General features: G+C 61.7%; 11 protein-coding genes and 1 pseudogene. All 12 read right to left on the bottom strand.

All coding sequences use genetic code 11. From position 1 onward, the window contains the following. Window positions 1–4: 4 nt before the first annotated feature. Window positions 5–85, bottom strand: a pseudogene (locus SOP95_RS28280) (outer membrane lipoprotein carrier protein LolA); the annotation flags it as partial. Window positions 86–198: 113 nt separating this feature from the next. After that, window positions 199–987 (bottom strand): ParA family protein, encoded by a 789-nt coding sequence (locus SOP95_RS28275; RefSeq protein ID WP_274074865.1) that lies wholly within the window; start codon window positions 985–987, stop codon window positions 199–201. Window positions 988–1,029: 42 nt separating this feature from the next. Then, entirely contained in the window at window positions 1,030–1,920 is an 891-nt protein-coding gene (gene motD, locus SOP95_RS28270; protein ID WP_323609078.1) for a flagellar motor protein MotD, read from the bottom strand. A 15-nt stretch (window positions 1,921–1,935) separates the two neighbouring features. After that, entirely contained in the window at window positions 1,936–2,676 is a 741-nt protein-coding gene (locus tag SOP95_RS28265) for a flagellar motor protein (RefSeq protein WP_248677034.1), read from the bottom strand. After that, window positions 2,676–3,806 carry a protein-glutamate methylesterase/protein-glutamine glutaminase gene (locus tag SOP95_RS28260; RefSeq protein ID WP_323609077.1) on the bottom strand — a complete coding sequence of 377 codons (1,131 nt, stop codon included), beginning with the start codon at window positions 3,804–3,806 and terminating at the stop codon, window positions 2,676–2,678. Before SOP95_RS28260 ends, SOP95_RS28265 begins: the two co-directional genes overlap by 1 nt. Before the next feature lie 50 nt (window positions 3,807–3,856). Further along, a complete protein-coding gene (locus SOP95_RS28255) occupies window positions 3,857–6,115 on the bottom strand; it encodes a chemotaxis protein CheA (RefSeq protein WP_323609075.1) in 2,259 nt (752 codons plus the stop codon). 36 nt (window positions 6,116–6,151) lie between these two features. After that, window positions 6,152–6,940, bottom strand: a complete 789-nt coding sequence (locus tag SOP95_RS28250; RefSeq protein WP_274074861.1) for a protein phosphatase CheZ — start codon at window positions 6,938–6,940, stop codon at window positions 6,152–6,154. A 19-nt stretch (window positions 6,941–6,959) separates the two neighbouring features. Further along, window positions 6,960–7,331, bottom strand: coding sequence for a chemotaxis response regulator CheY (locus tag SOP95_RS28245; RefSeq protein ID WP_162488921.1), 372 nt, complete (start codon window positions 7,329–7,331; stop codon window positions 6,960–6,962). A 166-nt stretch (window positions 7,332–7,497) separates the two neighbouring features. Beyond that, a complete protein-coding gene (gene fliA / locus SOP95_RS28240) occupies window positions 7,498–8,238 on the bottom strand; it encodes an RNA polymerase sigma factor FliA (RefSeq protein ID WP_008055347.1) in 741 nt (246 codons plus the stop codon). Next, complete coding sequence (fleN, locus tag SOP95_RS28235) at window positions 8,235–9,065, bottom strand: flagellar synthesis regulator FleN (RefSeq protein WP_007975361.1); 831 nt, start codon at window positions 9,063–9,065, stop codon at window positions 8,235–8,237. Before fleN ends, fliA begins: the two co-directional genes overlap by 4 nt. A gap of 115 nt (window positions 9,066–9,180) precedes the next feature. Further along, the gene (gene flhF, locus SOP95_RS28230; protein WP_274074860.1) at window positions 9,181–10,506 is read right to left on the bottom strand and encodes a flagellar biosynthesis protein FlhF; all 1,326 of its coding nucleotides are present in this window, start codon (window positions 10,504–10,506) and stop codon (window positions 9,181–9,183) included. 11 nt (window positions 10,507–10,517) lie between these two features. After that, window positions 10,518–12,647, bottom strand: a complete 2,130-nt coding sequence (flhA, locus tag SOP95_RS28225; RefSeq protein WP_046819334.1) for a flagellar biosynthesis protein FlhA — start codon at window positions 12,645–12,647, stop codon at window positions 10,518–10,520. Between the last annotated feature and the right edge of the window lie 325 nt (window positions 12,648–12,972).

Genomic DNA, 12,972 nt, shown 5'->3' with positions numbered 1-12,972 from the left:
CCCCCACTGTAGGAGCGAGCTTGCTCGCGAAGAACCCGAGAGCGACGCGGGGTGCCAGGTTTCGAGCGTTATCGTTGACGACCATCGCGAGCAAGCTTGCTCCTACAGGAGCAAGAGCGACGCGGGGTGACCGGTTTCGAGCGTTATCGTTGACGACCGTCGCGAGCAAGCTTGCTCCTACAGGGATCGGGCTCATTCTTATGCCACCTGCGCAACGAGTTGCGCCGCCAGCAGGTGCTTGAGCAATGCGCGGTAGGCGACGACGCCACGGCTTTTGCCGTCGAATTGGGAAGGCGTCAGACCCGCCCGGCTGGCATCGCGCAGGCGCGTGTCGACCGGGATGTAGCCTTGCCAGATCTCTTGCGGAAACTTGTCGCGCACCACCCGCAGTGTACTGAGGGACGCCTGGGTGCGGCGGTCGAACAGGGTGGGCACGATGGTGAACGGCAAGGCCTGCTTGCGCGAACGATTGATCATCGCCAGGGTGTTGACCATGCGCTCCAGGCCTTTGACCGCCAGGTGTTCGGTCTGCACCGGGATCACCAGTTGCTGGCTCGCTGCCAACGCATTGACCATCAGCACCCCGAGCAACGGCGGGCTGTCGATCACGGCGTAATCGAAGTCCTGCCACAACTGCGCCAGGCTCTTGGCGATCACCAGGCCCAGGCCACTCTGGCCCGGCGACTGGCGTTCGAGGGTGGCCAACGCGGTGCTCGAGGGCAACAGGGAAATGGATTCGTGACTGGTGGGCAGCAACAACTGGCCCGGCAGGCCCTGGGGCACGCTGCCTTTATGCAGGAACAGGTCGTAGTTGCTGTGTTCCAGGCTGTCGGGGTCGTAACCGAAATAGCTGGTCATGGAGCCATGGGGGTCGAGATCGACCACGACCACGCGCTTGCCCGCCTCGGCCAGCAACCCGGCTAAAGCGATGGAGGAAGTGGTTTTACCGACACCACCCTTTTGATTGGCGACTGCCCAGACTCTCATTCGATTGTTCCTCCCGGCCCAACGGCTCGGCCGAGAATTAGCTCAACGTGTTAATGCGGGTGACGGAGAATTGACGGCGTTCTCCCCTACCGGCGACTTGACCTTGGTCGGTGCAGTTTGTGTGCCAGCACGCTTCAAGGCGGCATCCGGTTGTGCATTGGCCGCGCCGGTCGCGGTGAGGCTGCGGCGCACGTCGAGGTTGCGCGACACCACCAGCACCACGCGACGGTTGCGCGCCCGGCCCTCGGCCGTGGCGTTGTTGGCCACCGGCTGAAACTCGCCATACCCCACCGACGCCAGGCGACCGGGATTGACCCCCTGCATCGCCAGCATCCGAACGATGCTGGCCGAGCGCGCCGAAGACAGTTCCCAGTTGGTGGGGTACTGCGAGGTGCGGATCGGTTGGTCGTCGGTGAAACCCTCGACGTGGATCGGGTTGTCGAACGGTTTCAGGATCGCCGCGACCTTGTCGATGATGTTGAAGGCAATGTCGCTGGGCATGGCATCGCCGCTGCCGAACAACAGGCTGGAATTGAGTTCGATCTCCACCCACAACTCGTTGCCGCGCACGGTCATCTGATTGGAACTGATCAGGTCGCCGAAGGCCGCGCTGATGTCGTCGGCGATGCTTTTGAGCGGATCGCTGGCACCCGAGACACCGGCATCGACCTGGTCACTGTCCTTGACCAGCGGCTTGGCCGGGGTCACGGTTTTTGGCCGCTCGTCGCCAATGGGGATTGGCTTGAGCGCGCGATCGGTGTCGGTGAAGACGCCGATCAATGCCTCGGAAATGACTTTGTACTTGCCTTCGTTGATCGAGGAGATCGAGTACATCACCACGAAGAAGGCGAACAGCAAGGTGATGAAGTCAGCGTAGGACACGAGCCAACGCTCATGGTTTACATGTTCATCATGTTGACGACGACGAGCCATAGTCCATTACCCCCATCAATCCATGAAGCCCTGGAGCTTCAACTCGATCGAGCGTGGGTTTTCACCTTCGGCGATCGACAGGATTCCTTCCAGCAACATTTCGCGATAACGCGACTGGCGCAACGCGATGGACTTGAGCTTGGCGGCAATCGGCAGCAACACCAGGTTGGCACTGGCCACGCCATAGATGGTGGCGACGAATGCCACGGCGATGCCATTGCCCAACTGGGACGGATCCCCCAGGTTGCCCATCACATGAATCAGGCCCATCACCGCACCGATGATGCCGATGGTCGGCGCATAACCGCCCATGCTTTCGAAAACCTTGGCGGCTTCGATGTCGCGGCTTTCCTGGGTGTAGAAATCCACCTCGAGAATGCTGCGGATCGCTTCCGGCTCGGCGCCATCGACCAGCAATTGCAAGCCTTTGCGCGAGTAACTGTCGGGTTCGGCGTCGGCCACCCCTTCCAGCCCGAGCAGGCCTTCCTTGCGGGCGGTCAGGCTCCAGTTGACGACGCGATCGATGCCGCCGGCCAGGTCGACCCGTGGCGGAAACAGGATCCACGCGAGGATCTGCATGGCCCGCTTGAAGGCGCTCATGGGCGACTGCAGCAACGCCGCGCCAATGGTCCCGCCCAGCACGATCAACGCGGCCGGACCGTTGGCCAGCGCGCCGATATGGCCGCCTTCAAGGTAGTTGCCACCAATGATGGCGACGAACGCCATGATGATGCCGATGAGACTCAGAACATCCATCAGACACAGGCCTCGACGATGTGCCGGCCGATGTCATCCAGTGCGTACACCGCGTCGGCCAGTTCGGCTTTGACGATCGCCATGGGCATGCCGTAGATCACGCAGCTGGCTTCATCCTGGGCCCAGATCGAACTGCCGCTCTGCTTGAGCAGGCGCGCGCCTTCGCGGCCGTCGGCGCCCATGCCGGTCAGTACCACCGCCAGAACTTTGTCGCCGTAGGACTTGGCAGCCGAACCGAAGGTGATGTCCACGCACGGCTTGTAGTTCAAGCGCTCGTCGCCCGGGAGGATTTTCACCGCGCCCCGGCCGTCGACCATCATCTGCTTGCCACCGGGCGCCAACAAGGCCAGGCCCGGGCGCAGGATGTCGCCGTCCTCGGCTTCCTTGACGTGGATCCGGCAGAGCTTGTCCAGGCGTTCGGCGAACGCCTTGGTGAAGGCCGCCGGCATGTGCTGGACCAAGACGATGGGGGCCGGAAAGTTGGCTGGCAATTGGGTCAATACCCGCTGCAGGGCAACCGGGCCGCCGGTGGACGTACCGATGGCGACCAGTTTGTAGGCTTTGCGTTTCGGCGCCGGCGATGACGGTGTGTGCGCAGGTGCACGAGTCGGGATCGGAGCAGGTGCCTGACGCACAGGCGCGCTGCTGCCATAACCAATGGTGCTCGCAGGCGTTGGCGCCTGCGCCGGCGCGGCCACCGGTGCCGGCGCACTGTAACTGCTGACACGACGATTGCTGCGCGAGATGCTGAGAATCTTCTCGCACAGCAGTTGCTTGACCTTCTCGGGGTTGCGCGAGATGTCTTCGAAGTTCTTCGGCAGGAAGTCCACCGCGCCGGCATCCAGCGCGTCCAGGGTGACCCGGGCGCCTTCATGGGTCAGCGAGGAAAACATCAGCACCGGGGTCGGGCAGCGCTGCATGATGTGCCGTACCGCGGTGATGCCATCCATCATCGGCATCTCGTAGTCCATGGTGATCACGTCCGGCTTGAGGGCCAGCGCCTGATCGATCGCCTCTTTGCCGTTGGTCGCCGTGCCGACGACCTGGATATTCACATCCGCTGAAAGAATTTCCGAGACGCGGCGGCGGAAAAACCCCGAATCGTCCACCACCAGGACCTTGACTGCCATAAACACTCCATTAGACGCAGCGGGGCTTCAGTCGCACCACCGCGCCAGAATCAAATACGCCGTGTGGCGTAACGCTTGAGCATGCTCGGAACATCGAGAATCAGCGCGATGCGGCCGTCACCGGTAATGGTGGCGCCCGACATCCCCGGGGTTCCCTGGAGCATTTTGCCCAATGGCTTGATGACCACTTCTTCCTGGCCCACCAGTTGGTCGACGACAAAGCCGATCCGCTGGGTGCCCACCGAAAGGATCACCACGTGGCCTTCGCGCTGCTCTTCGTGAGCGGCGGAGCTGACCAGCCAGCGCTTGAGGTAGAACAACGGCAGTGCCTTGTCGCGCACGATCACCACTTCCTGGCCGTCCACCACGTTGGTGCGCGACAGGTCGAGGTGGAATATCTCGTTGACGTTCACCAGCGGGAAGGCGAACGCCTGGTTGCCGAGCATGACCATCAGGGTCGGCATGATCGCCAGGGTCAGCGGCACCTTGATGACGATCTTCGAGCCCTGGCCCTTGGCCGAGTAGATGTTGATCGAGCCGTTGAGCTGGGAGATCTTGGTTTTCACCACGTCCATGCCCACCCCGCGACCCGACACGTCGGAGATCTCGGTCTTGGTCGAGAAGCCCGGGGCGAAAATCAGGTTGTAGCACTCGGTATCGCTCAGGCGGTCGGCCGCGTCCTTGTCCATCACACCGCGTTTAACGGCGATGGCACGCAGGACGTTCGGGTCCATGCCCTTGCCGTCGTCGGAGATCGACAACAGGATGTGATCGCCTTCCTGCTCGGCCGCCAGGATCACCTTGCCGCCACGGGCCTTGCCCGAGGCTTCGCGTTCTTCCGGCGATTCGATGCCGTGATCGACCGCGTTGCGCACCAGGTGGACCAGCGGGTCGGCCAGGGCTTCGACCAGGTTCTTGTCGAGGTCGGTGTCTTCGCCGACCAGCTCCAGGTTGATCTCTTTCTTGAGCTGGCGTGCCAGGTCGCGAACCAGGCGCGGGAAACGTCCGAAGACTTTCTTGATCGGTTGCATGCGCGTCTTCATGACCGCGGTCTGCAGGTCGGCCGTGACCACGTCGAGGTTCGACACGGCCTTGGACATGGCTTCGTCGGCGCTGTTGGCACCCAGGCGCACCAGGCGGTTACGCACCAGCACCAGCTCGCCGACCATGTTCATGATCTCGTCCAGCCGCGCGGTATCGACCCGCACGGTGGTCTCGGCTTCGCTGGCCGGTTTTTCCGCGGGTGGCGCGGCGGGGGCACGGGCCGCAGCCGGTGCAGCGACGGCAACGGGTGCCGGCGCTTCGGCTTTCGCTTCGGGCGCCTTGGCCACGGGCTTGGGTGCAACCACCTTGGCGGCCGGAGCAGCTACCGAGGCGCTCGAGCTGTTCGCCGCTGTCGCGGTGCCCACTTCGCTGAACTTGCCTTTGCCGTGCAGTTCATCGAGCAGGGCTTCGAATTCATGATCGCTGATCAGGTCGCTGCCGGCCGCCGCTGCGGTGGGCGCTGCCGGTGCAGGCACCGATGCGATGGCCGACTCCAGGGCCTCTACCGCAAAGTTGCTCTTGCCGTGCAGTTGGTCGAGCAAGGCTTCGAATTCTTCGTCGGTGATGTCCGAGCTATCGCCAGCGGGGTTCGGCTCTGGCGGCACGACGGGCGCCGGGGCCACTGCATCGACGGCGAACTTGCCCTTGCCGTGCAGTTGATCGAGCAACGACTCGAACTCGGCGTCGGTGATTTCGTCGCTGGCAGGCACTTCGCTGGCCGGTGCTGGCGCAACCGCTGGCGCCTCGGCCTGGGCCTTGACGGCGTTCAACGAGTCCAGCAATTGCTCGAATTCGTTATCGGTAATATCGCCGGAATCGGCTTCAGGTGCTTCGACCACTGCCGCTGCAGGTACAGCAGCCACCTCGTCAGCCGATTGCGGCTCGGCCAGGCGCGCCAGGGCCGCCAGCAGTTCAGGTGTTGCAGCCGTGACCGGACACCGCTCGCGCACTTCGCCGAACATGCTGTTCACGGCGTCCAGCGCTTCGAGGACCACGTCCATCAATTCCGAGTCGACGCGACGTTCGCCCTTGCGCAGGATGTCGAACACGTTCTCGGCGATGTGGCAGCACTCCACCAGCTCGTTGAGCTGGAGGAAGCCGGCGCCCCCTTTTACAGTGTGAAAACCGCGAAAAATTGCATTGAGCAAGTCCGCATCATCCGGACGGCTTTCCAGCTCGACCAGTTGCTCGGACAGTTGCTCTAGAATCTCGCCGGCCTCAACCAGGAAATCCTGAAGGATCTCTTCATCGGCGCCGAAGCTCATTAAGGGGGTGCTCCTAAGGTCTAAAAACCTAAAAACCTAAAATCCAAGACTGGATAACAAATCGTCCACATCGTCCTGACCGGACATAACGTCTTCTCTTTTATCGGCATGAATCTGCGGACCTTCACCCTTCGAGAGATGTTTTTGTGGATCTTTTTCTGCAAGCATTGCCGCACGGTCATGTTCGATGCCCGCAAAGCGGTCCACCTGACTGGCCATCAGCACGAGCTTGAGCAGGTTGCTTTCCACTTCGGTGACCAGCTGGGTCACGCGCTTGATCACCTGGCCGGTAAGGTCCTGGTAATCCTGGGCGAGCAGAATGTCGTTGAGGTTGCTCGACACCGCGCGGTTGTCCGTGCTGCTGCGCGTCAGGAAGCCGTCGACGCGCCGGGCCAGTTCACGAAACTCTTCAGCGCCGACTTCGCGCCGCATGAACCGTCCCCAGTCGGTGCTCAGGCCCTGGGCTTCTTCAGCCAGGCTGTTGACCAGCGGCGTGGCGTTTTCCACCAGGTCCATGGTGCGGTTGGCGGCGGCTTCGGTCAGCTTGACCACATACCCCAGGCGCTCGGTGGCGTCGGTGATCTGTGAGACTTCCTCGGCTTGAGGCATGTGCGGGTCAATCTGGAAATTGACGATCGCGCTGTGCAGCTCGCGGGTGAGCTTGCCCACTTCCTGATACAGGCCACGGTCACGGGTCTGGTTGAGCTCATGGATCAATTGCACAGCATCGCCGAACCTGCCCTTTTCAAGGCTCTCGACCAATTCGACGGCGTGTTTTTTCAGGGTCGATTCAAAATCGCCCTGGGATGATTCGTTATGCCCCATAGCTCCCCCGTGGCGCAGTTCAACCGATGCGTTCGAAAATCTTTTCGATTTTTTCTTTCAACGCCTGGGCCGTGAAGGGTTTGACCACATAGCCGTTTACACCGGCCTGGGCTGCTTCGATGATCTGCTCGCGCTTGGCTTCGGCGGTCACCATCAGCACTGGCAGGTGCTTGAGCCTTTCATCGGCGCGCACGTGGCGCAGCAGATCGATACCGGTCATGCCAGGCATGTTCCAGTCCGTCACCAGAAAGTCGATGCTCCCGCTGTTGAGTACCGGAATGGCGCTAGTGCCATCGTCGGCCTCGACCGTGTTGGTGAACCCAAGGTCACGCAACAGGTTTTTAATGATCCGCCGCATCGTTGAGAAGTCATCAACGATGAGGATTTTCATGTTCTTGTCCAATTCGACCTCCAAGCAGACTAAAACGCGCCCAGCACCTGGACGCGCCATTTCAATCAAACTGGCGAAACACTCGATGACTGTCTGGAGTACAACGGATCGAGACCGGCGCGGTTCATCACCCCACCAGCCAAGTCGCAGTGCCCCCACACTGCCTTCAGCGCGCTCGCCACTCTCCCAGACGCCCCCGCAAGCGGGCCGCGCACTGGCTGTGTAACTGGCTGACCCGGGATTCGCTGACCCCCAGGACCTCGCCGATTTCCTTGAGATTCAACTCTTCGTCGTAGTACAGCGCCAACACCAGGCGCTCACGCTCCGGCAAATTGGCGATCGCATCGGCCAGCGCCGCCTGGAAGCGTTCATCTTCCAGATCGCGCGACGGTTCCAGATGCGCACTCGCGCCGTCCTCGTGCAGCCCTTCGTGTTCGCCGTCCTGCAACAGGTCGTCGAAACTGAACAGGCGGCTGCCCAGGGTGTCGTTCAAAATCCCGTAATAATCGTCAAGGCTCAATTGGAGTTCGGCCGCAACCTCGTGATCTTTAGCGTCACGCCCGGTTTTAGCTTCAATTGTGCGGATCGCGTCGCTGACCATCCGCGTATTGCGATGCACCGAACGCGGCGCCCAATCGCCCTTGCGCACTTCATCGAGCATGGCGCCGCGGATACGGATGCCCGCGTAGGTCTCGAAACTCGCGCCTTTGCTGGCGTCGTATTTGGTCGATACTTCCAACAGGCCAATCATCCCGGCCTGGATCAGGTCTTCCACCTGGACACTGGCCGGCAGACGCGCCAGCAAGTGATAGGCAATGCGTTTAACCAGCGGCGCGTAACGCTCGATCAGCTCGTACTGCGCGTTACGCGCCGATGCCTTGTAGAGGTTGTAACCGCTTGCGGTCATAGCACGGGTCCTGCCGTTTGTTGCACGAGGCGCTCGACGAAAAATTCCAGGTGCCCACGCGGGTTGGCGGGCAGCGGCCAGGTGTCGACCTTCTGCGCGATCGCCTTGAACGCCAGCGAGCACTTGGAGCGCGGGAAGGCTTCGTAGACGGCGCGCTGCTTCTGCACAGCCTTGCGCACGCTTTCGTCGTAAGGCACGGCGCCGACATATTGTAGGGCGACGTCGAGGAAGCGGTCGGTGACCTTGGTCAACTTGGCGAACAGGTTGCGCCCTTCCTGCGGGCTCTGCGCCATGTTCGCCAGCACGCGGAAGCGGTTCATGCCGTAATCGCGGTTGAGCAACTTGATCAAGGCGTAGGCGTCAGTGATCGAGGTCGGCTCGTCGCAGACCACCAGCAACACCTCCTGGGCCGCGCGCACGAAACTGACCACCGACTCGCCAATGCCCGCGGCGGTGTCGATCACCAGCACGTCGAGGTTGTCGCCAATGTCACTGAAGGCCTGGATCAGGCCGGCGTGCTGGGCCGGGCTCAAATGAACCATGCTCTGGGTGCCGGACGCGGCCGGCACGATGCGGATGCCGCCGGGGCCCTGCAACAGCACGTCGCGCAGCTCACAGCGGCCTTCGATCACGTCGGCCAGGGTACGTTTGGGTGTCAGCCCCAACAGAACGTCGACGTTCGCCAGGCCCAGGTCAGCGTCCAGCAGCATGACGCGCCGGCCGAGCTCAGCCAAAGCCAGGGACAAGTTCACTGACACGTTAGTTTTGCCGACGCCACCTTTGCCGCCGGTCACCGCGATCACCTGTACAGGATGCATGCTGCCCATGTTATTTCTTTACCTTGTTCTGCATAGACGGGGCCACATAACTGGCTGCGCGTTCACAACCGGAACAATGCATGGCAGGCCATCGATGTAGGTACAAAAACTATTCATTGTTACCTCAGCCAACCTGCTTGGTCGGGCTGTGATAGATATCAGCGAACATGTCAGCCATGGCTTCTTCGCTGGGTTCTTCCTGCATTTGCACGCTGACGGCCCGACTGACCAGTTGATGACGGCGCGGCAGATGCAGATCATCTGGAATCCGCGGACCGTCGGTCAGGTAGGCCACCGGCAATTCATGGCTGATGGCCAGGCTCAACACCTCGCCCAGACTTGCCGTTTCATCCAGTTTAGTCAGGATGCAGCCAGCGAGCCCACAACGCTTGTAACTGTGATAAGCGGCGGTTAGAACCTGTTTCTGGCTGGTGGTTGCCAGGACCAGATAATTTTTTGAGCGGATGCCGCGACTGGCCAGGCTTTCGAGCTGCATGCGCAGGGCCGGGTCGCTGGCTTGCAGGCCGGCGGTATCGATCAGCACCACGCGCTTGCGCAGCAACGGGTCCAGCGCCTGGACCAGCGACTGGCCCGGATCGACGTGGGTCACCGGCACATTGAGGATCCGCCCGAGGGTCTTGAGCTGTTCCTGGGCTCCGATGCGGAAGCTGTCCATGCTTACCAGGGCAATGTTCTGAGCGCCGTACTTGAGCACGTAACGCGCCGCCAGCTTGGCCAGGGTGGTGGTCTTGCCCATGCCGGCCGGGCCGACCATGGCAATCACGCCGCCCTCTTCCAGCGGTTCCACTTCCGGGGTGGCGATCATCCGCGCCAGGTGCGCCAGCAACATGCGCCAGGCCTGACGGGGTTCTTCAATTTCGCTGACCAGTGCCAGCAGGTCCCGCGACAACGGACCGGACAGGCCGATGCGCTGCAGGCGACGCCACAGGTTCGCCTGGGCCGGGCGGCTGCCCTGCAGCTGGTTCCAGGCGAGGGAACCGAGCTGCACTTCCATGAGTTCACGCAGGCTATTGAGCTCCGAACGCATCGAATCGAAGGCTCGGGTATCGAGACCGGCCGCCGGCGCAGGTGCCGGGGCAGGTCGCGGTGGCTCGGCCAGGGTCGGTTCGATCAGCGGTTCGGCAGCGGTCAGCGGCAAGCCGGCAAACAACTGGCGATTGGTGCCCTTGTCGCTCTCGCCCTCGCCCCGCAGGCTCAATTCGGCCTGGGCGGTGACGATCCGCGACTGGGTCTTGCGCAGCTCGTCCTCGAGCTCCACGTTCGGCACACGCGGTGCCAGCGCCGACAGCTTGTAATCCAGGGCGGCCATCAGCTCGACACCCCCGGCGATGCGCCGGTTGCCAATGATGGCGGCATCGGCGCCCAGCTCATCACGAACCAGCTTCATGGCCTGACGCATATCGGCGGCGAAAAAACGCTTAACTTGCATAAACCACTACCTCAGCCGTTGGGCCCTACTGTCGCAACGATGGTCACTTGCTTGTTGTCAGGGATTTCCTGATACGCCAACACGTGCAAACCCGGGACTGCGAGCCGGCCAAATCGCGAGAGCATCGCGCGAACCGGACCGGCCACCAGCAGAATCACCGGTTGACCTTGCATCTCCTGCCGCTGCGCCGCATCGATCAACGAGCGTTGCAGCTTCTCAGCCATGCTTGGCTCCAGCAGGACGCCCTCTTCCGAGCCTTGCCCTGCCTTCTGCAGACTATTGAGCAATATCTGTTCCAACCTTGGCTCCAGCGTGATCACTGGTAGCTCGGAGTCAGTGCCTACAATGCTTTGCACGATGGCGCGGGATACGCCGACGCGCACCGCAGCCACCAGCGCGGCGGTATCTTGACTCTTGTTGGCGTTGTTTGCGATGGCTTCGGCAATGCTGCGAATGTCGCGTACCGGCACCTGTTCGGCCAACAGCGCTTGCAGGACCTTGAGCAATTGCGACAGCGACAGCACGCCCGGCACCAGCTCTTCGGCCAGTTTCGGCGAGTTTTTCGCCAGCAATTGCATGAGTTGCTGGACTTCTTCGTGGCCGATCAACTCGCTGGAGTGCTTGTACAGGATCTGGTTCAAGTGCGTGGCCACCACGGTACTGGCATCGACCACGGTATAACCAAGCGATTGCGCCTGGGCGCGCTGGCTGATTTCGATCCACACCGCCTCCAGGCCGAAAGCCGGATCTTTGGCGGTTATGCCGTTGAGCGTGCCGTAGACCTGCCCCGGGTTGATCGCCAGCTCGCGATCCGGGTAAATTTCCGCCTCGGCGAGGATCACCCCCATCAGGGTCAGGCGATAGGCACTCGGCGCCAGGTCGAGGTTGTCGCGGATGTGCACCGTGGGCATGAGGAAACCCAGGTCCTGGGACAGCTTTTTGCGCACGCCCTTGATCCGCGCCAGCAATTGCCCGCCCTGGTTGCGGTCCACCAGCGGAATCAAGCGATAGCCCACTTCCAGGCCGATCATGTCGATCGGCGTCACGTCATCCCAGCCCAGCTCCTTGGTTTCCTGGGCGCGGGCCGGCGATGGCAGCAGTTCCTGCTGTCGCTTGACTTCTTGCAGGGCCTGCACCTTGGCCGTGTTCTGTTTTTTCCAGAACAGGTACGCGCCACCGGCGGCCAGGGCGGCCATGGACAGGAAGGAGAAGTGCGGCATGCCCGGCACCAGCCCCATCACCGCCATCAGGCCGGCCGACACCGCCAGCGCCTTGGGCGATGCGAACATCTGCCGGTTGATCTGCTTGCCCATGTCTTCGGAGCCCGAAGCACGGGTCACCATGATCGCCGCCGCTGTGGATAACAACAGTGATGGCAATTGCGCCACCAAACCGTCACCGATAGTCAGCAGCGCGTACACCTTGCCGGCATCGGCGAAGGACATGTTGTGCTGGAAGATACCGACCGCCATGCCGCCGATCAGGTTGATGAACAGAATCAGCAGGCCGGCGATGGCGTCACCGCGCACGAACTTGCTGGCACCGTCCATGGAGCCGTAGAACTCGGCCTCCTGAGCCACTTCCGAACGCCGCGCCTTGGCCTGGTTCTGGTCGATCAGGCCGGCGTTGAGGTCGGCGTCGATGGCCATCTGCTTGCCGGGCATCGCATCGAGGGTGAACCGCGCGCTCACCTCGGAAATCCGCCCGGCACCCTTGGTCACCACGACGAAGTTGATGATCATCAAAATTGCGAACACCACGATACCGACCACGTAGTTACCGCCGATCACCACCTCGCCAAAGGCCTGGATCACCTTGCCCGCGGCAGCATGGCCGTCCTGGCCGTGGAGCATCACCACCCGGGTTGACGCAACGTTCAAAGCCAGGCGCAACAACGTCGCCACCAGCAGGATGGTCGGGAACACCGCAAAATCCAGCGGCCGCAAGGCGTAGACGCAGACCAACAGCACGACGATCGACAGGGCAATGTTGAAGGTGAAAAACACGTCGAGCAGGAACGGCGGCATCGGCAACATCATCATCGCCAACATGACCAGCAGCAACAGCGGCACGCCCAGATTGCCTCGACTGAGGTCTGCCATGTTCGTGCGGGCACTGTTGATTAACTGAGAGCGATCCACCGGTATTCCCCGTTCCTTTGAAGCAAAACTTTTGACGCCAGAAGCGGGCGCGGGGTGGGCACTGCAAGAAGCTTTCCAACTTTTGCGCAGGTTTGAAATAGAGGTTTGCGCAAGCAAAAAGATCGCAGCCTTCGGCAGCTCCTACAGAGGCTCGGAGTACCCCTGTAGGAGCTGCCGAAGGCTGCGATCTTTTGATCTTCAGTCCGTGTATCGCACGACCTTACAACGGCGAACCTATCAGTTCTGCTAGTACCCGCTCGTTGCATAATTGCTGATACTCGGCGCAAGTCCTTCGACCTTTCGAGGCGTCCATACATGGCAACCC

This window comes from Pseudomonas sp. YuFO8, assembly GCF_035065025.1.
GTDB lineage: Bacteria > Pseudomonadota > Gammaproteobacteria > Pseudomonadales > Pseudomonadaceae > Aquipseudomonas > Aquipseudomonas putida_AE.
Note: the sequence above shows the minus strand (reverse complement) of the source record. Positions and strands in the feature narration are given on the sequence as shown.

Excerpts from the sequence above, each read along its gene's own strand:
- SOP95_RS28275 (WP_274074865.1), bottom strand. The coding sequence starts at position 987 with ATGAGAGTCTGGGCAGTCGCCAATCAAAAGGGTGGTGTCGGTAAAACC.
- motD (WP_323609078.1), bottom strand. The coding sequence starts at position 1,920 with ATGGCTCGTCGTCGTCAACATGATGAACATGTAAACCATGAGCGTTGG.
- SOP95_RS28265 (WP_248677034.1), bottom strand. The coding sequence starts at position 2,676 with ATGGATGTTCTGAGTCTCATCGGCATCATCATGGCGTTCGTCGCCATC.
- SOP95_RS28260 (WP_323609077.1), bottom strand. The coding sequence starts at position 3,806 with ATGGCAGTCAAGGTCCTGGTGGTGGACGATTCGGGGTTTTTCCGCCGC.
- SOP95_RS28255 (WP_323609075.1), bottom strand. The coding sequence starts at position 6,115 with ATGAGCTTCGGCGCCGATGAAGAGATCCTTCAGGATTTCCTGGTTGAG.
- SOP95_RS28250 (WP_274074861.1), bottom strand. The coding sequence starts at position 6,940 with ATGGGGCATAACGAATCATCCCAGGGCGATTTTGAATCGACCCTGAAA.
- SOP95_RS28245 (WP_162488921.1), bottom strand. The coding sequence starts at position 7,331 with ATGAAAATCCTCATCGTTGATGACTTCTCAACGATGCGGCGGATCATT.
- fliA (WP_008055347.1), bottom strand. The coding sequence starts at position 8,238 with ATGACCGCAAGCGGTTACAACCTCTACAAGGCATCGGCGCGTAACGCG.
- fleN (WP_007975361.1), bottom strand. The coding sequence starts at position 9,065 with ATGGGCAGCATGCATCCTGTACAGGTGATCGCGGTGACCGGCGGCAAA.
- flhF (WP_274074860.1), bottom strand. The coding sequence starts at position 10,506 with ATGCAAGTTAAGCGTTTTTTCGCCGCCGATATGCGTCAGGCCATGAAG.